We start from the raw sequence: 19,970 nt of genomic DNA, 5'->3' as shown, positions 1-19,970 counted from the left end.
TGCTTAAAGAATTCTATTTTTAATTTTATTTATCCTGTTTATTATTTTTAAGCATCTAATTTTTAATTATGAAATCAATAGCCTTCAAAATCATTCTAATTCTTCTTGTTTTTCATTTTGGGACTCTCTCAGCTCAAAAGAAGGCTATATCTCAGAAAGTGGCTGTCCAAACTGATCGTCAATTCTGGCTACAGGAAATGGATAAAATGGTGCGACCTGTGCTTTATAATTTGGCAAAAGATAGTTTGAGGATAAATATGCCTCAAATGACTTCCATACGTGTAGATAATAAGGAAAGTCGTATAAAGGTACAATACGTAGAGGTTTTAGGCCGAGTATTAAGCGGAATTGCGCCATGGTTGCAATTAGAGGGTGGCTCAAAGGAGGAGGTTTCTCTCAGAGAACAATATAGAGAATGGACTATTCAAGGACTCAAAAACTCTTTGGATTCAAATGCGAAAGATTTTATGAATTATGATATTGCGGGTCAGCAATTGGTTGATGCTTCTTTTATCTCCTTAGCTTTTATTCGTGCGCCTTGGCTTTGGGAAAACTTAGATAAAAAGAACCAACAATTATTGGTTAAATCCATAGCAACAACCCGCAGATTTAAACCTGGTTTTTCTAATTGGTTACTTTTTTCAGCTATGAATGAGGCCTTTATGGCTAAATATGGTTTTGAATGGGACGTAATGCGTGTTGATTATTCATTGCAACAATTAGAACAATGGTATGTTGGTGATGGCATGTACAAAGATGGAAGTTCTTTTGCCTTTGATTATTACAATTCGTATGTTATTCACCCATATTTAGGGACTTTGATGGATGTTATAGGACAAAAAACTAATTCTTACAATTCGATGTTTGCAAAGATAAAAGCTCGTAATGAACGCTATGCCATCATTCAGGAAAGATTAATTCACACAGATGGTAGTTTTCCTGCAACAGGTCGTTCGATTATTTACCGTGGTGCTGCATTTCATCATTTGGCTGATATGGCTTGGAAAAACCGCTTACCAAAACAAATCAGTCCGGAGCAAGTGCGCAGCGCTTTAACAGCCGTCATTAAAAAGACTCTAGAAAGTCCCTCAACTTATAAAAACGGCTGGTTAACTTTAGGATTATACGGCGATCAACCTAATTTAGCTGATTCTTACAATAATCAAGGCAGCCCATATTTAAGTAGTGCAATATTTTTGCCTTTGGGATTAGCAGAAACTAATCCATTTTGGGCAAATCCTTCAGCAAAATGGACTTCTCAAAAAATCTGGTCGGGCGAAAATTTTGAAAACGATCACAGTGAGAGTATCAAGTAGAATAATTAATTATACTCAATAATCGTATTTAGACCGCTTTTCTAAGCCTAATTATTCCAACCTTATGCATCAACTTCATAATTGGGTAAACGGGATCTATTTCAAACCATTTCTTCCCAAAATTTGCACTATTGGGATATTTATGGTGATTATTTTGAAATAATTCGCCAAGCATTAGGAAATCAAATGGGGTGGTGTTTTTCGATTTATCATTATTATCGAAATTTGAATAGCCATATTTATGTCCACACCAATTTACAATGGCTCCATGTATGGGACCCATTAAATAATGGATAGGAAGTAAAGCATACATCCATTCTGAACCTGCAGGAACAAATTCGATGTAAAACCAGGTATATGCAGCTCCAAAAAGTAATCTTGAGGCAATGGATGATCCAATTCTATCGATTATTGGCCATTCAGGGTAATTGCCTTTGAAACGTGCCTCAGGATCCTTAACACGATTCATATGATCTCTAAATGTGATAATGGTCGATTTCATCATCTGAAAAACATCAGTGAAAAAATGTGGCGAATGAGGATCTTTCTCGGTATCACTGTATGCATGATGCTCACGATGCATTAATGCATAAGCTCTAGGGTTCAAAAAAGAAGAACCTTCAAAAACATAGGCCATCAAATAAACTATACGTTCCCATGTTTTACTCATGGTAAACATCCTATGTGAGGCATAACGATGCTGAAAAAAGGTCTGAAAAAACAAGGAAAGGAACCAGTGGGCAACAAAAAAAATTAAAATAGCCATATAATTTTTAAAATTTTGAACACAATTCTAACTATCCTTTTGGGATGGGGCTAAAATTGTAAATGTTTTTTAGGTAGATCGCTGATTTTTATTGCAGACCTTCCATAAAGGTAGTTGATAAAATGGCAATTCAAAATTTCCTAGGTATTAATTTTTTGATTTTCAATTTATTGCGAGCTTATTGAATATTCAGGTAAGTCTTCAACAAAACGATAGGATTGTTTATCAAAGTCGATTTCACAACAATAATGCTGGAGTCCATTACTCACAAATAACCATTTTACTTGGTGGATAAAGTTATAACGTGCAATTTGATCAAATGTATCCTGACTTATTTTTACGGATGGGGCTTTACACTCAATCAGGACTATTTTTTTACCCAAATTATTGAAAATTAAAATATCTGAGCGCTTTTGTAAATTATTAAGTTTTAGTCCGCCCTCCAACTGAATTAATGTGCGTGGATATTTCTTTTCCTCAATTAAAAAGTGCACCAAATGCTGTCTAACCCATTCTTCGGGGGTTAAAAACAAGAATTTTTTCCGGATTATATCAAAAATATAGGTGCCATTCTCCTCTTCTTTTATTCGAATAGGATAGGTCGGCAGATTTAAATGAATTGGCTCAAACATTCCTGTAAATTTCATATTTTAATGTCAAAAGCCAAATATTTCAAATTTATTTTTATTCTGATTTCGAATGTGTAAAGCTTTGCAATATTTTGTAATTTCGACATTCGCAATGGATTTCAAGGACCTAATAAAAGATCTTAAAAATCGGCAGTTTAAACCGATTTACCTACTTCATGGAGAGGAGTCTTATTATATTGATAAAATCAGTGATTTTATCGAAGATAATGTGCTTTCTGATGCTGAAAAAGGTTTTAATCAGAGTGTTTTCTACGGAAAAGATTCAGATATCATGAGCATTCTTAATGCAGCCAAGCGTTATCCGATGATGAGTGATTTTCAAGTTATTTTGGTAAAAGAAGCTCAGGAATTAAAGTGGGGTAAAGATGGTGAAGATGATAAAAAAGCCCCTGATCCACTTTTAGCATATTTCGAAAATCCACTTCCGAGCACCATTTTAGTCTTTTGCTTCCGTCATGCTAAGTTCGACAAACGAAAAAAGACATACAAAGCCATCGAAAAGAAGGGTATTATTTTTGAATCGGCTAGCTTAAATGATAATAAGATTTCGGCCTGGATTGAAAATTTTGTGCGCGACAAAGGCTATAATATCCAAGCACAAGCATCAGCTCTTATGGCCGAGTACTTAGGGAATGATCTCTCTAAAGTCTCTAATGAGCTCGAAAAATTGATGCTCAACGTGAAGTTGGGTCAAGAAATTAATACTACAGATATCCAAAATAATATTGGTATCAGTAAAGATTATAATGTGTTTGAACTGCAAAATGCCATTTCTCGTAAGGATGCTTTTAAAGCCAATCAAATCATTAATTATTTTGCTGAAAATCCTAAAAACAACCCCATTTTCTTAGTTTTAGGCAATTTAAACTCCTATTTCTCCAAAATATTGAAGGTTCATTATGCGAGTGATAAATCACCTCAAGGACTTGCTCGGGAACTTGGTGTAGCTCCTTTTTTCGTGAAAGATTTTGAGATTGCAGCTCGAGCTTATAATAAGGAAAAGGTTTTTCGTATTATTAGCTACCTCCGTGAATGTGATTTGAAAGTAAAGGGTGTGGAGGCGAGTGGGAATACCGAACAAGGCGATTTAATGAAGGAGCTTTTGTTCAAGATTATCCACTAATTAATTAAAAAGATAAATTATTTCTTTCCAATTACATGTAAGTTGATCAAGCTGGTATGTGGGAAACCTAAGGTGTTACCAGGCTTGATGGACAGGGTATTTCTTAAATAAACATCAATGATTCCCTTCGCTACCTTTGTTTTAGTTTCAAGAAATTCGGGTTCAACTAGGACTAAAAATTCTTTAAAATGCATTTTGCCTTTATGATCAACAAGGACTGAAAAAGAGTATTGAAAGTCTTTGTAAGCCTTGTCGATATTTATTCGATATTCTGGGTATAAATACTCTTCAGAGCGGTTTACATAGCCTAAATAGGGGTCAAGTCTAGGTTTTATTTTTTCTACACGTGTAATTTTACTACGACTACTTAAAACCACCGGATTTCTCGCTGCAAAGGCGCTATCTAAATTACTATTTGCTTGAATGGCTCTGTATTTTATGAAAAGGCTATCCTCGCTGCTGGGTACTTTTAGTGTCGCAGCATCTGTTTTTAAGACATTTTTTATATAGTCATCAGCATAAAGCTTCATGTAAATTGTTGATTTGTCTTCTTTTACTACTCTCGATTCCAATTCCATTACTTGTAAAAGAATACTGTCTTTACTCACATGCTGTACTCTGAACCACTCACGCGCAAATTGAAATAATGCTTTATGGCTATGAAAAATGCGGTAGGTCATGTATTGTTGCTTCTCGGGACTAAATATCCTGACAGAATCATCCGCATTGAAGTAAATGTTCCACTCTGGTTCGAGCTGGAATCCCTGCTCATTGAATGAAAGTCCGTTTTGAAACGAGCGCCTAACCTCGGTATATTTTATCCCCTTAATTTCGCTGAATGATGGAATAGGATCTTCATTTATTTTCCTGACATAGTTGCAGGATGAAGCTATCACAAACACAAAAAATAAAGAATACAGGGCTAGTGATTTCATTGCGGCTGAAATTAGGAAAAATCCATGGAAAGCCTATCGTTGATTATCTTTTTTGATTGTTTAAAGATAATTATTTCAAAAATTCAGTCGATTTTAACCAATTCTCAAGTCCCATCATATAGTTATCCTTTGTCGTTTTATTATTCATCCCAAAACCATGACCACCTTTGGGATAAATTAATAGCTGACTGTAAATTTTCTTTTTCAAAAGGGCTTCATAGTAAGCGATGCTATTTAAAACAGGTACAGCTGTGTCATCAGAGGCATGTATAAGAAATGCGGGTGGGGTTTCGGGACTAACTTGAAGCTCATTAGAGAATTTTTGTTGGACTTCTAAACTGGATGCTTTGCCCAGTAGATTATGGCGACTCCCATTATGGGTTAAACCGTCCATGAAACTGATTACAGGATAAATAAGAATAGAAAAATCGGGACGGAGGGAGGTATTCTTTTTATTTTCAATGAATTGCTCCTTAAATCGTGTAGAAGCACTTGCTGCCAAATGCCCTCCAGCAGAAAAGCCCATAATTCCAATTTTTGATGCATCTATTCCAAATTGATCCGCATTCTCTCTAACAAATTGTATGGCTCTTTGAGCATCTTGCAGTGGACCAATACTTTTATCTAGCATCGTTGAATCATCCGGCAAACGATACTTTAAAACGAATGCAGTGATACCCATGCGATTAAATTCACGCGCCACATCAGAACCTTCATGAGAGGCTGCTAGGATGCCATATGCACCTCCGGGACAAATAATTACAGCAGCTGTTTTATTACCCTGATTTTCTGTTTGGTAGAGGCTTAGGGTAGGAATCGAGACTTTACTAATGCGTTCAATTCCAGCGGCATCAATCACTGATTTTTCTCGATTGACAATCGCTTTACTATTCGGAATTTCTCCCTCATATAAAGGAAAAACGCTTTGTGCATTCATGTTAATGGTGTAAAATAGGCAAATTGAAAAAAAAGCAATTTTTAATATTTTCATCTATTTTATTATTTAAATAGAAAATTTATATTTTTTAAATTAATTATTATTCTCCTGGATGATATTTTGATTTAGCCCTTTTTAATACGTCTTCACGGTAATAAGCTACATCTTTGAATCTACGGTCAGCATAAGGCTGCATCTGATCATCAAAATGGACTGATTTTGGATCACCGCTTTGTCCACCAGCTAACATTGATTTAGCCTTTACCTTTTCCCCAAATTCCACCACGGCAACAAAGCTATTTCCAGCGGTTCCATATTGGCGTTTTGTATTTTTTCCAAATTTAGTCCCGAAGGAGGCCAAAGCTCCCCATTCTCCGGATGCCATTCCGATAGGAATACTTGGTGCAGAATCATTAAAATCTTGATTTACATCTCCATTTATACGTTGGTAGCGATTAAACTCTCCCCATGCTGTTTCAACAGATCCAAAATCCTTTTTTAGTTTTTCTAGACTGGCCTCGAATAAATCTAAACGTTCTTTAATAGATGCTTTTGTACTGATATAATCAATGCGTTCCATAAAGTTTAAACCATTAGGGAGCTTACCTGAACGATTATAAGTATTGAGGTAAAACTGGATCATGGTCATCGCTGTGGATGTCTCAGATGTGCGGAAATTCCAGTTTTTTAATGTGTTTATAGCCTTTCTTATATCCATATTCTCCCTAGGATCTTCCTGATATGCTTTCAATAAACCTTTAGTCAATTCCTCTGCTCCAGGAAGATAGGAATCATAAGCGAGTTCAATTAGTTTATCTAAGTTTAAGTTTTTGGCTTTACTCAACAAAGAAATGGCATGAATACCTCGATAGTTTTCGGGGGTATAGGACATGTAATTTGGGTAATTTGATTGTTTCGGACTATTCGCACCTGCACTCGTAAATGGCGTGGAATTGCAGTTTTGTATCCATCCATTTTCAGGGTTAAACAAGAATATTTGATCTTTTAGTGGATGCAAGCCTTTCCAGTCGGTATTTGGATTACTGCCATCTACTGGTTTTTTATAATCAAATTGAACATCCCTTTTTGGGATAAAATTACCGTGATAATAGGCAATATTGCCATCTGCATCGGCATAAACTGTATTATTTGATGAGTTTGTACGTATTTCCATCATCTTTTGGAATTCCTGATGATTTGCATTTTTAGTACGTAAATAGGATTGTTCCAAAGCTTTAATAGGATCCCACATCATAGCAGTTGATACCCATTTATTGTTTGTGGCATGAGTAATTGGTCCGTGATGCGTGCGATAAGCCATAATAGACTTTTGCTTCAATCCTTGATCTGTTTTATAGGATAGTTGAATTAGAGTTGAATCTACATCGCGTAATTCTTTACCATATTGATATTTTATCCCAGTCTTGTTTTTAACAATGCTTTCCTCAAATTCATCTATTATATCTACATCAGAAGAGGTATGCATCCAGCCTGTTTTTTCGTTAAATCCTTGGTAGACAAAGAACTGACCCCAGGTTACGGCTCCGTAAGCATTCAATCCCTGCTCACTTACCACATGCACTTCGCCTCTAAAAAAGAAGGAAGTATGTGGATTTATTAAAAGCATTGCATTTCCAGATTCTGTTAATTTACCTGAAAGAGCAAAACCATTAGATCCTCTAGGCTCATTATCTTTTTTCAGGATAGATCCGGTAAGATTCCCTTTTATTTTTACAGCGTTTTTTTGATCATAGAAATCGCTGAGTTTTTTCAAGGATATTTTCTCAATATCACCACCAATAGAGCCTTCGCTGAAATACATGGGCATCCAAGGTTCAAACCGCGTAATTAATTGAGGTTTTACCTCGGGGTGGGTCGATAAATAATAATTTATACCATCGGCAAAGGCTTGGCAAAGGGTTTTAAGCCATTCGGGACTCTTCTCATAATTTGCGATAGCTTCCTCTTGGGTCATGAATAATTTGGCCCTTAAATCACTGTAAATTGCATTTTCGCCTTCAATTTCTGCAAGTCTGCCTGTAGCCCAAATATAATTTCGCTCTACGCGATTAAAATCATCTTCACATTGTGCATAGAGCAATCCAAAAACAGCATCAGCATCCGTTTTTCCATAAATATGAGGAACACCAAAGTCATCTCTGATTATTTCTGTTTGTGCTGCATGTTGCTTCCAGCGGGCTTTTTCATCGCTTGAACCTAAATTGGTAGTCCCAGAAAAACTTACATTAATTAGGAAAATTAAAAAAAGGGCTATACGGATCATATTTCTTTTTTGAATCCTAAATATAGTGTTTTTGACAGTTTAAGGTAGTGGAATCTTATTTAAAAATATCAAGATTATTCTTTTAAAGATTGTTTAAGCTTATTCCAGCTAGATGTGCTAATGATGTTTTCGTATTTAGTTTCTTTGCCTTTATTATACTCAATAATGTATTCTGCTCTGTTATTTGAATTTGGATGAGTACTAACCCATGTTAGATATTTAGCACCAGCTGCTTCATTTTTAGATAGTTTGAAAAGAAAATTTGCGAAAGGTTCAGGATTTATTTTTGATTCAATTAGGTAGTCTACCGCTTTTAAATCGGCTTCCTTCTCTAAATCTCTGTCGAATGCCGAAGAAGAAAGAGTTCTGGCAGCTTCTTTAATTATCTCCGGACTACCACTGCCGGTGGTCATAGAAATTAAAACAGATAAACCGATTTCCTTAATCAGTTTTTGCATAACATGATTTAATTGAATATGAGCAATCTCATGACTAATTACCCCACTTAATTCAGCTTGATTATCAGCATTTAAAATTAAACCGCTTTGAATAACTAAATGGCCATTAGGTAAGGCAAATGCATTAATTTCATCATTCTCAAGAACATGAATTTTTAAACTCTTAGCTTCAATATTATTTGATGCACATATTTTATTCACTAGGCTATCAATACTTTTAATAACGAATGGCTTTTTGTTTTCTTTACCTGATTTTTTAAAAACTTCCCAAAAAATATCACCTAGTTTTTCTTCGGTTTTGTTCGTGACTTTTTCAACTTTAAAAATTGTTAGCCAGTCTATTTTTGTTAAAGCAAACCAGCTTGCAAAAAATAAGAAAACACTTATAAGTCCCTGGATAATAGTTTTTTTCATGATTTGCAAACTAAATGTGTAAGATTGCTATAAAACCACCATTCTACATGAATTCCCTTTCTAGTTTGTATGGCTGTGTAAATTGTTGCTATAAATTCTGCCAAATTGAAAACAAAGGCTGCAATTAAATAGGCAATAAAATTATTTGTAACCTTTTCTTCAGTAAATAGGATGGAAACGGTCCACCAAAAACCATAACTATTAATAAAAAGCATGGATACTTGCGATAATAGCGCCTGTGTACAATGCCAACGAACAAAATAGCTTGATTTACGGTTGCCTACATAAAACACAAGTGTTGCAATAAGATTAATGATAGGTAATGGTAATCCCGCGATTATTGCTACTAATGACATTAAATAGCTGTTGGATGCCTTTTCTGCCTCATGTTCTTCTGGAGTATAAGCAAATGTGTTAAGCTCTATCATAATCCTTTTATAATGTTCCAAGCCCAATTTATTAGAATGAATATCAAAAGTGGGATTGAAATGATTGGTCTTTTTAAAATACTTTCAGCTTTGTGATAAAAGTCTAGAAATGTTTCTTTTTTCAATATAAAATCAAAAAAAATCCAAATTGGAATAAAAAACATAATAAAAGCTAAAATATACCCTAATGGGTTGATAAGAAAAGCTTCATTTAAATTGCCTTGCGTAATTGCAATGACAGAACGTGTTGAACCGCATGAGGGGCAGGGTATAGTTGTTATATTTTTAATTAAACAAACCTCAATTTCTGTATTTACCTTAGAAGTATTACTTAAACTCCAATAAAGCCAAATATACCCTGCTAAACAAGCTGTAATTATAAAAATATAAAGCTTATTCCTGCTTAAAGTCATTAATACAAATAGTTTTGTATTTTTTGCATGTTTTTATCTCTAGTTGCACCTTGTATCATAAACCAATCTACGATTGTCCATATACCCAAACCGCCACAAGTAAGTAATTTGCCAATTCCAAGACCTGTATCACCAATAATAAATCGGTCAATTCCCAGAGCACCTGCCAAAATTGAAACAATTAAGCTAGTTGTTGGATCTTTCAGTTGAACGGTAGAAATCATAGCCCATTTTGAATCATCTAATGTTAACAATCTTTCTCTGATTGCATTAAGTTGATGACTTTCGAAAAATTTCGCATTTGCCATGATAAACATATCTACTTTTTGTGATTCCATTGATTTTTTATTGTTTTTATCTACTACTCGTTTGGCTTTTCGTTTCGGCCCTGTTTTTATTATGGTTTCTAGACTCCATCATTATTCAATGATACAATTTCTATAGGAAAATTAAAAATTTTAATCCCGAATTAATAAGTACTAGGTTTTAAATTTTGTATTTATTGGGCTAGCTGATTATACATTTTCTTTATTTTATTCTTTTTTCTTGATTATCCTAATTTAAAGGCTTCTGGCTTAAACACATTAGATTAGTATTATTAGCTTCCTTAATATTGTTTCTTCTCACATTTAATAAATCAAACCTTTTGCTAATTATAAAGAGCATATTTATAATTAATTATATTTCTTTTAACGATTTAAAAATATTAAATATTTATTTTTTTTAACAATTAAAATAATTTTTATCAAAAAACGTATTTCACTATTGCTTATTTCTTGAAAAATGATTATATTATTGTTATGCTTTGATCACATTTTTTAATTCTATCGCCTAATTGTTTCAATTTCTTAATTTTGTATAAATCTTTTAAAAATCTAATGAATGGATGCATTAAGAGATTTCTATAAAAATCAGAAACATGAATTATTGGTTAGTAAAATCAGAGCCCTTTAAATACAGCTGGGAGCAATTCAACAAGGATGGTCGTACTTTTTGGGATGGCGTTCGTAATTATCAAGCTAGAAATAATTTAAGAGAGATGAAGGAGGGTGATTTAGTTTTATTTTATCATAGCAATGAAGGGAAATCTGTTGTTGGTATTGCTAAGGTGGTACGTGAATCATACCAAGACCCAACTACAGATGATCAAAACTGGGTAGTTGTTGATTTGAGTCCGGTTGAAACGCTTAAAAATCCTGTTACTTTAGAGCAAATTAAGGCGGATTTACGTCTTCAAAATATAGGGCTGGTAAAGCAAGGGCGACTTTCAGTGATGGGAATGAAAGTAGAAGAATTTGACCGTATTGTAGAATTAGGGAGCTAAATTTAAGCTCCTTGATTTTAATTATTATTAAAGAATAATGCTTTTAGTTCGGTAGCATCGTCCGCTTTCATTTTTCCGGCAAGGATTAATCTCAATTGACGGCGACGAAGGGCACCTTCGAATAATTTATTCTCAATTTCACTTTCTGGCGTTATTTCAGGCACTGCGACTGTTTTACCATCTGCATCGATAGCTACAAAGGTGTAAAAGGCTTCATTTGATTTTATTCTTGTGCCAGATGGGATATTTTCTGCCCATACATCTAATCTCACTTCCATAGAGGTACTAAATGCTCGGGTTACAACAGCTTCAATGGTAATCACATCGCCAAGTTTGATGGCATGTTTAAAAGAAACATTATCTACTGAAGCAGTCACAACAATATTATTGCAATGTTTTTGAGCCGAAATGGCTGCAGCAATATCCATCCAATGTAATAATCGTCCACCCATTAAATTATTTAATGTATTGGTATCATTTGGAAGAACCAATTCATTCATGATGGTAAATGATTCTTTAGGATTTTTTGTTATTGTGCTCATGCTGCAAATATAGGGCTTTATTATAATTGCTTTTTTCGCAATTATGTCAAATTAGGAGGTCTTTTGGTGCTTTCTTAGCTATCGTCGAGCAGTATTAATTTGTGTATAGCCAATTAATTCTTCCCACCTAGAACCTGGCTTGCGATGATAAAAGAATATTTGGTAATAATTCTCAGTTTCAAAATGTGAGCCATCGAAATAAATATCATCTCTTGTTTTACCATCTTCATCGAGCCAAACATAATGATAGTCGATTAAGCCTTGTTTTAATAATATAGATCCAGTAAAACGATTTCTAGAGTCATCATAATCTAGTTTATTAATAAGGCGATAATCATTGAATTGTCCAACTACGAATAGATTTCCATTTGTAAATGGTTTTTTTTCGGATAAACTAAAATGCACTGTTGCATAATCAGCATCTGTTCTTTGGTCGCGCCCATCTAAATTACGCACATAAAATGCACCATTTTCATCATTAATAAATGTGTATCCTAAACGGTTTTCAGATATATCATTTAATAAAAAAACATGATTTACAGTATCCTGAATAATTTTACCGATTCGCTCTGTTCTAAATCGTAAACTTCGAATATCAAATCGTCTAAATTCATTTCCACCTTTAAAATCGAGTGTTTTTAAGTCGTTGTAAACCAGTTGATTTGCTCTTATAAAATTCGGTCGGATTAATGTTTGTGAATTATCATGCCTTCCATTTTGTAAAACTCTAATTTTTGTTTCTATGTAGGGATTATTGATAATTTTCTGACCATGTTCAACCACAACATTTAATTTTTGCATTTCATTTCTTAATGCGACATTATTAGAACGATTGATTTCTGCTAAGATTGATACTTGTGGATCGACTACAAAAAAACGCTTAGTAATCAATATTTTTCTTTGATCATTATTTTCATAAACCTTTAAAAGATAATTGCCTGAAATTTTAGGTTTTACGGTGAGATTAGGCAAACTTAACTCATAATGCGTGTATTTCTGAAAAGTATTAAAGGAAATACGGTAATCATTGATACGGTCTTCCGTAAAACCAATCAAATAATCAAAAGGGGAGAGTCGGCTGCTATTCCATTCAGAATCGCAATGTTCAATAGAGTAGGTCATGTTTCTGCTACCGGCACGTAAATCGTCGAATGCTAAAATTAGATTTTCGCTACTGCCCAATACATAAACGGGAATAGATTGTTCCTTACTACGATGATAGAACTCAACTGTTTTTATCTCTGGGATATAAACAAAATTTTCGTAACGGATTGTGTTAAAAGGAGCTTCTATTGACTTAATGCGCACTTTTTTCTGTCCCATTAATAAGGAACAAGAAATTAAAAGCGGAATTAGAATGATTATTTTTTTCATAAAATCATTTATTGCTCCAACCTAAATGGTAAAAGGAGGGGAGATTTAATTCCCCTCCAATTCCATAATTTCTTCGGCCATGCGCTCCCATTCTGCTTGTGCTTTGAGTAGGCGCGGACTTAGCTGCTGGTAGCGTCTGTTGGCTTCTGCAAGTTTATCAGGGTTGGTAAAAACTTCTTCCTTGCTAAGTTCAGCTTCGGCATCTTTTACAGCATTTTCAAGCTCTGCGATGTCGGCTTCTAGTTTTTGTAATTCCTGATTTAGTTTCTTAATCTCTTTACCTTTATCATCAGATTGAACTTTGGGTTTTTCAACCTTCTTTTCTTCCTTTTTGGGACTATCCTCTATTTTTTTGGGAGTATAAACCCTCTTAGAACTCCATTCTTCGTATTCTGCATAAGTCCCAGGGTATTCCTTAATCTCCTGATCTTCGATGAACCAAATTTTATTTGCCACATTATCGAGCATGTATCTATCGTGTGAAACAACGATAAATGTGCCTTCATATTGTTGTAAAGCAGATATTAAGATGTTTACTGATGCAATATCAAGGTGATTGGTAGGCTCATCCAGAATAAGGAAATTGGCATCTGCAGTTAATGCTTTTGCTAAGGCTACTCTTGATTTTTCTCCTCCAGAAAGGACCTTAATCTTTTTGAAAACATCATCACCTGTAAAGAGGAAACATCCTAAAATAGAACGTAATTCGGTTTCGGTATGTTTTGGTGCAAAGGCCTGTAACTCTTGTATTAGGGTATTTTCAAGATGCAGGGCTTCCAATTGATGTTGTGCAAAAAATGTTTGCGTTACATTATGCCCTGTCTCGCACATTCCGGTAAAGTTATTTTTATCGGCACCAGCAATAATTTTCAAAACAGTTGATTTTCCACGACCGTTGGCACCAATAAGTGCTATTTTATCACCTTTTTCAATGGTAGCTGTTGCATTTTTAACAATAGGAACACCTGGATATGATTTGTTAAGATCCTCAATCCGAATTACATGTCTACCAGATTGTTTACTAAATTTAAAGCTAAAATTTACGGATGGATTATCATCGTCTACGTCATCTACACGCTCCATTTTTTCAAGAGCCTTAATTCGTGATTGAGCCATTTTGGCTTTACTAGCTTTAGCTCTAAATCGTTCAATTAAACGCTCTTCTTGCTTTATTTTAGCTTGTTGATTTTTAAACTGACCACTTTGAATTTCTTCTCTAAGGCCCTTTTCTTCAACATAGAAGCTATAATTTCCTGCATAAGGAATTAATTTACCTTTTCTAGATTCAACAATCTTTTTTACCACTCTATCAAGGAAATATCTATCGTGAGAAACGATTACAACTGCCCCTTCAAAAGCCTGTAAATAGGTCTCAAGCCATTTAATGGACGGTAAATCAAGGTGATTGGTTGGCTCATCTAGTAGAAGAATGTCGGGACTTTGTAGTAGAATTCTAGCAAGCATGACACGCATTCTCCATCCCCCTGAAAACTCGGATAGCGTACGATGTGTATCCACTTCGCTAAATCCAAGTCCAGCCATGATTTCATGTGCCCGATACTCAATATTATAACCGTCAAGGGCCTCGAATTCGTTTTGTTTGTCGCTTAATTTATTAAGCAAATCATCCGAATAATCGGTTTCTAATTTCTTTAAAAGCGACTCAATTTCGGTATGAAGTTGGTTTTGGCGCTCAAAAGCTTCCATTGCCACATGTAATATACTCTTGTCGCTTTGGTAGGATAGAAGATCCTGATTTAGGTATCCAATCTTAATATCTTTTGCCATAGAGATCGTCCCGCTAGTAGCAGAATAATCTCCAACAATTATTTTTAATAGTGTAGTTTTTCCGGTTCCATTTGCACCAATCAGACCGATTTTTTCTCCTGGTTTAATGTGCCAATTAGCGTCGTCGTATAATGCCCTTGCACCAATCTCGAAGGTTAGGTTATTTATTGCAATCATTTGCCGCAAAAGTACGGATTTTATAGATTATTTTTAGGGAAATGAATGTCATAGCAGGATTTATTTTGATCTGCTTAATTTGTGTGAGTGCAAATTAAATTGCGTTTTTATTAATTTTGCACTGTTTGCGACGTTTAGAACACTAGGCAAACATCCAAAAAGATAATTAATTTAATAGCAAGAAGATAATTAACAAAAAAATATTATTGTGGATCTTGAAGTAGCTTCGTATTGTATTTGATGAATTTTAATACAAAGTATATCATAATAGAAGCTACTCCTGCAATGTAAAGAGGAATATTATAATGATGCTTAACTTTGACAAATTCGCCGCCTAAATCAAAAAGACAAAATATGATAAGAAGAGCTGCAAAGCCATTCTTTTCTTGGCGTAAGACCTTTTTCCAATTGAAATTATAACTTGTTTTCTTAAATGAGCTAAAATTTGGAACTATAATTGGAGTTTTCTTTGCCCAATTTAAATAAGAGTCTTCGAATTTACTCTTCAAAAAATGCTCTTCCGTAAAAATAATACGCTCGTAATACAAGAAGTAAAATAAGGTAAATGAAATGATAAACCAGAAATTACCTGTTAACATTGCAATGCCTAACCACATGAAAAAATTACCTAGGTAAAGTGGATTTCTCACAATTGAGTATACACCCGTTGTATTTAGCTCGTCGGCAACTTGTTCTTCAGTATTTCTTCCAGAGGTGTTCGGGCGACTGTAACCTACAGTGTAAACGCGAATAAAAAAGCCTATAAATGCGACAAATAAACAGACTAATTCATAAATATTTTGCGATATTTCGCTTTTTAGAATCCAATTTTTTGACTCTGTTTCATTTTTATAAAATAAAACTATAGCTATTACAAATATGATGAGCGGTAAGATGCCACGGTATTTGAAAAGCCAAGTTCCTTGACGTTCCATTTGATCAGATAAAGCCATTTTTTTTCACATTTAGAATCATCTAATTTACAAAAAAAATATTTCTTTTACAGTTTTTAATGGCTGACTTATAAGCGAAATTGATTTTTATTGAAAAAAACTCCATTTCTTTATTTATTTTAATTACTCTAAAATGAATTTATCATACAAAGCTGTAACTTTACGTCATGTACGAGCTAATAAAACCCCTTCTTTTTAAATTTGATCCGGAAAATATACATCATGTAGTAACTGGAGGCTTACGCAGAGCAAATCGAATTTGGGGTGTTAAGTCATTGCTTAAAAATCTTTATCAATTTGAAGATAAGCGACTTGAGCGAGAGGTGATGGGTTTAAAGTTTAAAAATCCTGTTGGTTTGGCCGCTGGATTTGATAAAAATGCCACCTTAATCGAGGATTTTGCTGAATTTGGTTTTGGTTTTATTGAAATTGGTACTGTTACTCCATTGCCTCAACCTGGAAATGAAAAACCCAGAATGTTCCGTTTACCTCAAGATCAGGGTTTAATTAATCGTATGGGCTTTAACAACCAGGGTGTTGATGTGGTTGCTGCTCGTTTAAAACAGGTTGACCGTAAGGGTTTAATTATTGGTGGAAATATTGGCAAAAATAAAATTACACCTAATGAAGATGCTGTTAGTGATTATATCAAATGCTTTGACCGCTTGTTTGATGTAGTCGATTATTTTGTGGTAAATGTGAGTTCACCTAATACTCCAGGTTTACGCGAACTACAGGAAAAGGAGCCTCTTAAACATATTTTAAATACCTTACAGCAAAGAAATTTAAGAGATGGTAAGTCTAAGCCTATTTTGCTTAAAATTGCTCCTGACCTTACTGAATCTCAATTAGATGATATCATAGAAATAGTTGCTGAAACAAAAATTGCAGGTGTAATTGCTACAAACACAACGCTTTCAAGAGAAAATCTAAATTCAAGTTCTAATTTAAAAAATCAAAGTGGTGGTTTAAGTGGGAAACCTTTATCTGAACGTTCTACAGAAGTTATTCGTTACCTCTCAGAAAAATCAAATAAATCTTTTGTGATTATTGGAGTGGGAGGGATACATTCGGCAGAAGATGCGTTGGAAAAAATTAAGGCAGGTGCTTCACTAGTCCAGATTTACACAGGATTTATCTATGAGGGACCAGCTTTGATTAAGAGAATATTAAAAGGCCTTTTGTAAAATTATTTTCAATCCAAATTTTTAAAATAAAAAAAATCCCGACCATATTTTGATCGGGATTGAATTCTTAATTTTTTAAGATTATTTCTTTGCTGCTGCTTCAATTGCAGCTAAAACTGCATTGTTTTTACTAACCTGACTTTTTGCAGATTGTGCAGAGCGACTTCCGATTTCAATGTTTCGGCCTAATTTTAAAAATTGAACCTCTAAACGTGAAGTGGTCTTATTTTTTCTGTCTTTTCTTTTTAAACGTGTAACACCCATGGTTTTAAATTTAATTTTTTTTATTGAGGTCAGGAGCGGATTCGAACCGCTGTAGAAGGTTTTGCAGACCTCTGCCTAGCCACTCGGCCACCCGACCTTTTGTAAAGGAATGCAAAAGTAGCAAATAATTATTGCTAGCCAATATTTTTTAACAATTTCTTCTAATTTCTGAACAGATTATTGAAGTTGAAATGGCAACATTTAGAGATTCTGCACTTCCAAAGCGTGGTATTGTGACCGGAAAGTCGATTTCAGGCATTAAATTAGCACTTATTCCCTTCCCTTCATTTCCTAATAAAAGTATTCCTTCTTCCCCGAAATTTGTTTTATAAATTGATTCTCCTTCCAATAATGCCCCATAAACCGCAGTTGTTCTACTGCATAATAGATTTTTTAAGTCGGTATAAACTAGTTGAATTCTAGCCAATGAGCCCATACTAGCCTGTACAACCTTTGGGTTGAATGCTTCAACAGTATCCTCAGAGCAAAAAACATGTTCTATTCCAAACCAATCGGCAGTTCGTATAATAGTGCCTAAATTGCCAGGATCTTGAATGCCATCAAGTGCTAATGCAAATTTGCCTTTTATTGTTTGAATATTTATTTCTTGCGGCTCAGGTAATTTTATGGTGGCTAGTAATTGTTGTGGTGAATTTAAAGTGCTTATCTTTGATAGTTCGTCGGGACTTATCTCATGTAACTTTATATTTTGTGATAATTTACCCAACTTTGGCATTACATCTGTAAGATGATAGATTGAATCAATTTCGTATTTTGAGTTAATAAACTCTTGAATTGATTTATAACCTTCAACAATGAAAAGACGATGTTCTTTTCGGAACTTTTTTTGATGTAAAGATTTAATAAAACTTATTTGAGACTTTGAAATCATACCTTCTCTGCCGAAATTACTTGATTGCAAGTATAAGCTTTTTGTTCTTAATATTTTCAGGTTGTAACGCTACCAGGTTTTTGACTGAAGATCAAGCTCTGGTTAGAAAAGTTAAAATAGAAGGTATTGATAAACAATTTTTAGAGTCGGCCTCCACATTTGTACAAAATGATATCCGACCAAATTCAATACAAAAATTAGCTTTATACAATATTTTTAATACTAGGAACGGTAAATACCGAACCGATAGAATAAAAACTATAGGTGAAGCTCCTCATATTTTAGATAGCTCTTTATTAGACATTTCAAGATTGCAAATCGAGAAATTTTTAGCCACCAAGGGTTATCTTAATGCAAAAGTTAAAAGCGACCTGAAAGTAGAGAATAAAAAGGCTGAAATTTTGTTTACAGCTGATCAGGGATCTGTATTTAAAGTTAGAGAAATTACTTATATCATAGAAGATTCAACCGCAAAAGCTCTCTACATGACTAATCGCGCACGTTTTAGCCATATTAAAGATGGTCAGCGTTTCGACTCAGATTCTTTAGCACTAGAGCGTGAACAAATCTATAAAATGATGAAGCAGAATGGTTATTTTGATTATGTACGTCAGTTTGTAAGGTTTGAAGTAGATAGTAATCTTAATAATAATGAAGTCAATCTAAGATTATATTTAGCTAATCCTGCAAATAAGTCTTCCCATCAAACTTACCTTATTGATAATAGCCAAATTACCATAACCAATAGTGCGGGGACAAAAGACATTCAAAATCTTGATACTGTAAGGATTGACAATCAATTTAATTTTATCGATTATTCCCGAAAATTTAATCCTAAACCAATTGCCCGTTATATCTTTTTAAAGAAAGATGAACTTTATAATATTGATAATGAGGATATTACATATGATCGTTTATATGATTTGAACGTATTTAGGAATTTGAAAATTGATTATCAAAAGTCTAGTGACAGTACCGCAAAATTGATTCCCAGATATACTATCACCCCTTTGAAAAGGATGAGTAGCAGAATTGAAGGAGAATATATCTTTAATGCAGGCCGGAATGGTTTAAATATTGGTAATACCTATACCAATCGTAATCTTTTTGGAGGGGCCGAACTTTTAGAGCTTAAAGTAAAATATGGAATATTTTTTGACGCTACCGGAAAGTCTAATATTTTTGATCGTGTTTTTAGTCGCGACCTCCAACTAGGAGCTAATCTTGTGATTCCCAAATTATTGGTGCCGTTTAATATTCCTTTGATGGGCAAAAATGGGATGCCTCGAACAACAATTTCGAGCAGTTACCAGCTTTTTGATCAGAAAGAGGCATTTTCAAGCCGTGTTTTTATAAATTCGATTACTTATGATTGGGTTGAAACAAAAAGAAAGCTACACTCTTTCACTCCTATAAATGTTGAGTTTAGAAAGGGTGAATTGGATGCTGTTTTAAGAGATAGTTTAATTCAAAGAGGCTTCGAATTATATGTGAAAACTAATGATAGGCAGTTTTTTAATTTTGGCAGTAAATATGCTTTTACGCTTAATGCAAACAAGTTAAATACCTATAGTAATTTCTGGTATTTTAAAGGTTCTCTGGATGCTGCCGGTAATTCATTAGCATTATTAAATTCAGTTCTAAAATTCAATGAGGATATTGAGGGATTCAAGGAGGTTTTTGGTATTCCTTATCAACAATACGTTAAAACGGAATTTGATTTAAGATATTACCGCTCTTTGGGT

Annotated in this window: 20 protein-coding genes and 1 tRNA gene; 5 read left to right on the top strand and 16 right to left on the bottom strand. The window is 34.1% G+C overall.

What is annotated here, in order from left to right; translation table 11 throughout:
• Positions 1 to 68 precede the first annotated feature (68 nt).
• The gene (locus tag ACIQ0D_RS02395) at positions 69 to 1,316 is read left to right on the top strand and encodes a DUF2264 domain-containing protein (RefSeq protein ID WP_395802746.1); all 1,248 of its coding nucleotides are present in this window, start codon (positions 69 to 71) and stop codon (positions 1,314 to 1,316) included.
• Between the two features lie 28 nt (positions 1,317 to 1,344).
• On the opposite strand, the gene ACIQ0D_RS02390 is transcribed toward ACIQ0D_RS02395, so the two are convergent.
• Positions 1,345 to 2,082 (bottom strand): acyl-CoA desaturase, encoded by a 738-nt coding sequence (locus ACIQ0D_RS02390; protein WP_395802745.1) that lies wholly within the window; start codon positions 2,080 to 2,082, stop codon positions 1,345 to 1,347.
• A gap of 167 nt (positions 2,083 to 2,249) precedes the next feature.
• Positions 2,250 to 2,729, bottom strand: coding sequence for a type I restriction enzyme HsdR N-terminal domain-containing protein (locus ACIQ0D_RS02385; RefSeq protein WP_395802743.1), 480 nt, complete (start codon positions 2,727 to 2,729; stop codon positions 2,250 to 2,252).
• A 94-nt stretch (positions 2,730 to 2,823) separates the two neighbouring features.
• Between ACIQ0D_RS02385 and holA the strand changes: the two genes are divergently transcribed.
• Positions 2,824 to 3,855, top strand: a complete 1,032-nt coding sequence (gene holA / locus ACIQ0D_RS02380) for a DNA polymerase III subunit delta (protein WP_395802741.1) — start codon at positions 2,824 to 2,826, stop codon at positions 3,853 to 3,855.
• A 17-nt stretch (positions 3,856 to 3,872) separates the two neighbouring features.
• Here the strand turns inward: holA and ACIQ0D_RS02375 are convergent, their stop codons facing one another.
• From ACIQ0D_RS02375 to ACIQ0D_RS02345, 7 genes are all read right to left on the bottom strand, one after another.
• Entirely contained in the window at positions 3,873 to 4,790 is a 918-nt protein-coding gene (locus ACIQ0D_RS02375) for a hypothetical protein (RefSeq protein WP_395802740.1), read from the bottom strand.
• Between the two features lie 70 nt (positions 4,791 to 4,860).
• Entirely contained in the window at positions 4,861 to 5,781 is a 921-nt protein-coding gene (locus tag ACIQ0D_RS02370) for an alpha/beta hydrolase (protein WP_395802738.1), read from the bottom strand.
• Positions 5,782 to 5,827: 46 nt separating this feature from the next.
• Positions 5,828 to 8,011: a penicillin acylase family protein gene (locus tag ACIQ0D_RS02365; protein WP_395802736.1), complete on the bottom strand. Its 2,184-nt coding sequence runs from the start codon at positions 8,009 to 8,011 to the stop codon at positions 5,828 to 5,830.
• 74 nt (positions 8,012 to 8,085) lie between these two features.
• Positions 8,086 to 8,883, bottom strand: coding sequence for a M48 family metallopeptidase (locus ACIQ0D_RS02360; RefSeq protein WP_395802734.1), 798 nt, complete (start codon positions 8,881 to 8,883; stop codon positions 8,086 to 8,088).
• A complete protein-coding gene (locus ACIQ0D_RS02355; protein WP_395802732.1) occupies positions 8,880 to 9,311 on the bottom strand; it encodes a DUF4870 domain-containing protein in 432 nt (143 codons plus the stop codon). The genes ACIQ0D_RS02360 and ACIQ0D_RS02355 overlap by 4 nt, the downstream gene beginning before the upstream one ends.
• Positions 9,308 to 9,724: a DUF2752 domain-containing protein gene (locus ACIQ0D_RS02350; protein ID WP_395802731.1), complete on the bottom strand. Its 417-nt coding sequence runs from the start codon at positions 9,722 to 9,724 to the stop codon at positions 9,308 to 9,310. The genes ACIQ0D_RS02355 and ACIQ0D_RS02350 overlap by 4 nt, the downstream gene beginning before the upstream one ends.
• Positions 9,724 to 10,032, bottom strand: coding sequence for a TM2 domain-containing protein (locus tag ACIQ0D_RS02345; RefSeq protein ID WP_395802729.1), 309 nt, complete (start codon positions 10,030 to 10,032; stop codon positions 9,724 to 9,726). Before ACIQ0D_RS02345 ends, ACIQ0D_RS02350 begins: the two co-directional genes overlap by 1 nt.
• Positions 10,033 to 10,643: 611 nt before the next feature.
• On the opposite strand from ACIQ0D_RS02345, the gene ACIQ0D_RS02340 reads away from it, so the two are divergent.
• Positions 10,644 to 11,048 (top strand): EVE domain-containing protein, encoded by a 405-nt coding sequence (locus ACIQ0D_RS02340; protein ID WP_395802727.1) that lies wholly within the window; start codon positions 10,644 to 10,646, stop codon positions 11,046 to 11,048.
• A gap of 17 nt (positions 11,049 to 11,065) precedes the next feature.
• Here the strand turns inward: ACIQ0D_RS02340 and ACIQ0D_RS02335 are convergent, their stop codons facing one another.
• The 4 genes from ACIQ0D_RS02335 to ACIQ0D_RS02320 all read right to left on the bottom strand — a co-directional run bounded on the left by ACIQ0D_RS02335 (position 11,066) and on the right by ACIQ0D_RS02320 (position 15,882).
• A complete protein-coding gene (locus ACIQ0D_RS02335; RefSeq protein WP_395802725.1) occupies positions 11,066 to 11,590 on the bottom strand; it encodes an acyl-CoA thioesterase in 525 nt (174 codons plus the stop codon).
• A gap of 78 nt (positions 11,591 to 11,668) precedes the next feature.
• Complete coding sequence (locus ACIQ0D_RS02330; protein ID WP_395802723.1) at positions 11,669 to 12,964, bottom strand: DUF5103 domain-containing protein; 1,296 nt, start codon at positions 12,962 to 12,964, stop codon at positions 11,669 to 11,671.
• Positions 12,965 to 13,009: 45 nt separating this feature from the next.
• Positions 13,010 to 14,929: an ABC-F family ATP-binding cassette domain-containing protein gene (locus ACIQ0D_RS02325; RefSeq protein WP_395802721.1), complete on the bottom strand. Its 1,920-nt coding sequence runs from the start codon at positions 14,927 to 14,929 to the stop codon at positions 13,010 to 13,012.
• 203 nt (positions 14,930 to 15,132) lie between these two features.
• A complete protein-coding gene (locus tag ACIQ0D_RS02320; protein WP_395802719.1) occupies positions 15,133 to 15,882 on the bottom strand; it encodes a methyltransferase family protein in 750 nt (249 codons plus the stop codon).
• A 167-nt stretch (positions 15,883 to 16,049) separates the two neighbouring features.
• Here ACIQ0D_RS02320 and ACIQ0D_RS02315 point away from each other — a divergent pair, with 167 nt between their 5' ends.
• The gene (locus tag ACIQ0D_RS02315) at positions 16,050 to 17,069 is read left to right on the top strand and encodes a quinone-dependent dihydroorotate dehydrogenase (RefSeq protein WP_395802717.1); all 1,020 of its coding nucleotides are present in this window, start codon (positions 16,050 to 16,052) and stop codon (positions 17,067 to 17,069) included.
• An 81-nt stretch (positions 17,070 to 17,150) separates the two neighbouring features.
• On the opposite strand, the gene ACIQ0D_RS02310 is transcribed toward ACIQ0D_RS02315, so the two are convergent.
• The 3 genes from ACIQ0D_RS02310 to ACIQ0D_RS02300 all read right to left on the bottom strand — a co-directional run bounded on the left by ACIQ0D_RS02310 (position 17,151) and on the right by ACIQ0D_RS02300 (position 18,255).
• Positions 17,151 to 17,333, bottom strand: a complete 183-nt coding sequence (locus ACIQ0D_RS02310; protein WP_291402588.1) for a spore protein — start codon at positions 17,331 to 17,333, stop codon at positions 17,151 to 17,153.
• Positions 17,334 to 17,359: 26 nt separating this feature from the next.
• A tRNA-Cys gene (locus ACIQ0D_RS02305) sits at positions 17,360 to 17,430 on the bottom strand.
• 51 nt (positions 17,431 to 17,481) lie between these two features.
• Complete coding sequence (locus ACIQ0D_RS02300; RefSeq protein WP_395802714.1) at positions 17,482 to 18,255, bottom strand: TrmH family RNA methyltransferase; 774 nt, start codon at positions 18,253 to 18,255, stop codon at positions 17,482 to 17,484.
• A gap of 50 nt (positions 18,256 to 18,305) precedes the next feature.
• On the opposite strand from ACIQ0D_RS02300, the gene ACIQ0D_RS02295 reads away from it, so the two are divergent.
• A partial coding sequence (locus tag ACIQ0D_RS02295; protein ID WP_395802712.1) for a hypothetical protein occupies positions 18,306 to 19,970 on the top strand: 1,665 nt, incomplete at its 3' end.

This window comes from Daejeonella sp. (genome assembly GCF_044342615.1).
In the GTDB taxonomy this organism is placed as follows: domain Bacteria; phylum Bacteroidota; class Bacteroidia; order Sphingobacteriales; family Sphingobacteriaceae; genus Daejeonella.
Note: the sequence above shows the minus strand (reverse complement) of the source record. Positions and strands in the feature narration are given on the sequence as shown.

Coding starts and splice junctions, on each gene's coding strand:
- ACIQ0D_RS02310 (WP_291402588.1), bottom strand. CDS start 17,333: ATGGGTGTTACACGTTTAAAAAGAAAAGACAGAAAAAATAAGACCACT.
- ACIQ0D_RS02320 (WP_395802719.1), bottom strand. CDS start 15,882: ATGGCTTTATCTGATCAAATGGAACGTCAAGGAACTTGGCTTTTCAAA.
- ACIQ0D_RS02360 (WP_395802734.1), bottom strand. CDS start 8,883: ATGAAAAAAACTATTATCCAGGGACTTATAAGTGTTTTCTTATTTTTT.
- ACIQ0D_RS02345 (WP_395802729.1), bottom strand. CDS start 10,032: ATGGCAAATGCGAAATTTTTCGAAAGTCATCAACTTAATGCAATCAGA.
- ACIQ0D_RS02390 (WP_395802745.1), bottom strand. CDS start 2,082: ATGGCTATTTTAATTTTTTTTGTTGCCCACTGGTTCCTTTCCTTGTTT.
- ACIQ0D_RS02330 (WP_395802723.1), bottom strand. CDS start 12,964: ATGAAAAAAATAATCATTCTAATTCCGCTTTTAATTTCTTGTTCCTTA.
- ACIQ0D_RS02385 (WP_395802743.1), bottom strand. CDS start 2,729: ATGAAATTTACAGGAATGTTTGAGCCAATTCATTTAAATCTGCCGACC.
- ACIQ0D_RS02350 (WP_395802731.1), bottom strand. CDS start 9,724: ATGACTTTAAGCAGGAATAAGCTTTATATTTTTATAATTACAGCTTGT.
- ACIQ0D_RS02335 (WP_395802725.1), bottom strand. CDS start 11,590: ATGAGCACAATAACAAAAAATCCTAAAGAATCATTTACCATCATGAAT.
- ACIQ0D_RS02395 (WP_395802746.1), top strand. CDS start 69: ATGAAATCAATAGCCTTCAAAATCATTCTAATTCTTCTTGTTTTTCAT.
- ACIQ0D_RS02315 (WP_395802717.1), top strand. CDS start 16,050: ATGTACGAGCTAATAAAACCCCTTCTTTTTAAATTTGATCCGGAAAAT.
- ACIQ0D_RS02340 (WP_395802727.1), top strand. CDS start 10,644: ATGAATTATTGGTTAGTAAAATCAGAGCCCTTTAAATACAGCTGGGAG.
- ACIQ0D_RS02370 (WP_395802738.1), bottom strand. CDS start 5,781: ATGAAAATATTAAAAATTGCTTTTTTTTCAATTTGCCTATTTTACACC.
- ACIQ0D_RS02365 (WP_395802736.1), bottom strand. CDS start 8,011: ATGATCCGTATAGCCCTTTTTTTAATTTTCCTAATTAATGTAAGTTTT.
- ACIQ0D_RS02375 (WP_395802740.1), bottom strand. CDS start 4,790: ATGAAATCACTAGCCCTGTATTCTTTATTTTTTGTGTTTGTGATAGCT.
- ACIQ0D_RS02325 (WP_395802721.1), bottom strand. CDS start 14,929: ATGATTGCAATAAATAACCTAACCTTCGAGATTGGTGCAAGGGCATTA.
- ACIQ0D_RS02355 (WP_395802732.1), bottom strand. CDS start 9,311: ATGATAGAGCTTAACACATTTGCTTATACTCCAGAAGAACATGAGGCA.
- holA (WP_395802741.1), top strand. CDS start 2,824: ATGGATTTCAAGGACCTAATAAAAGATCTTAAAAATCGGCAGTTTAAA.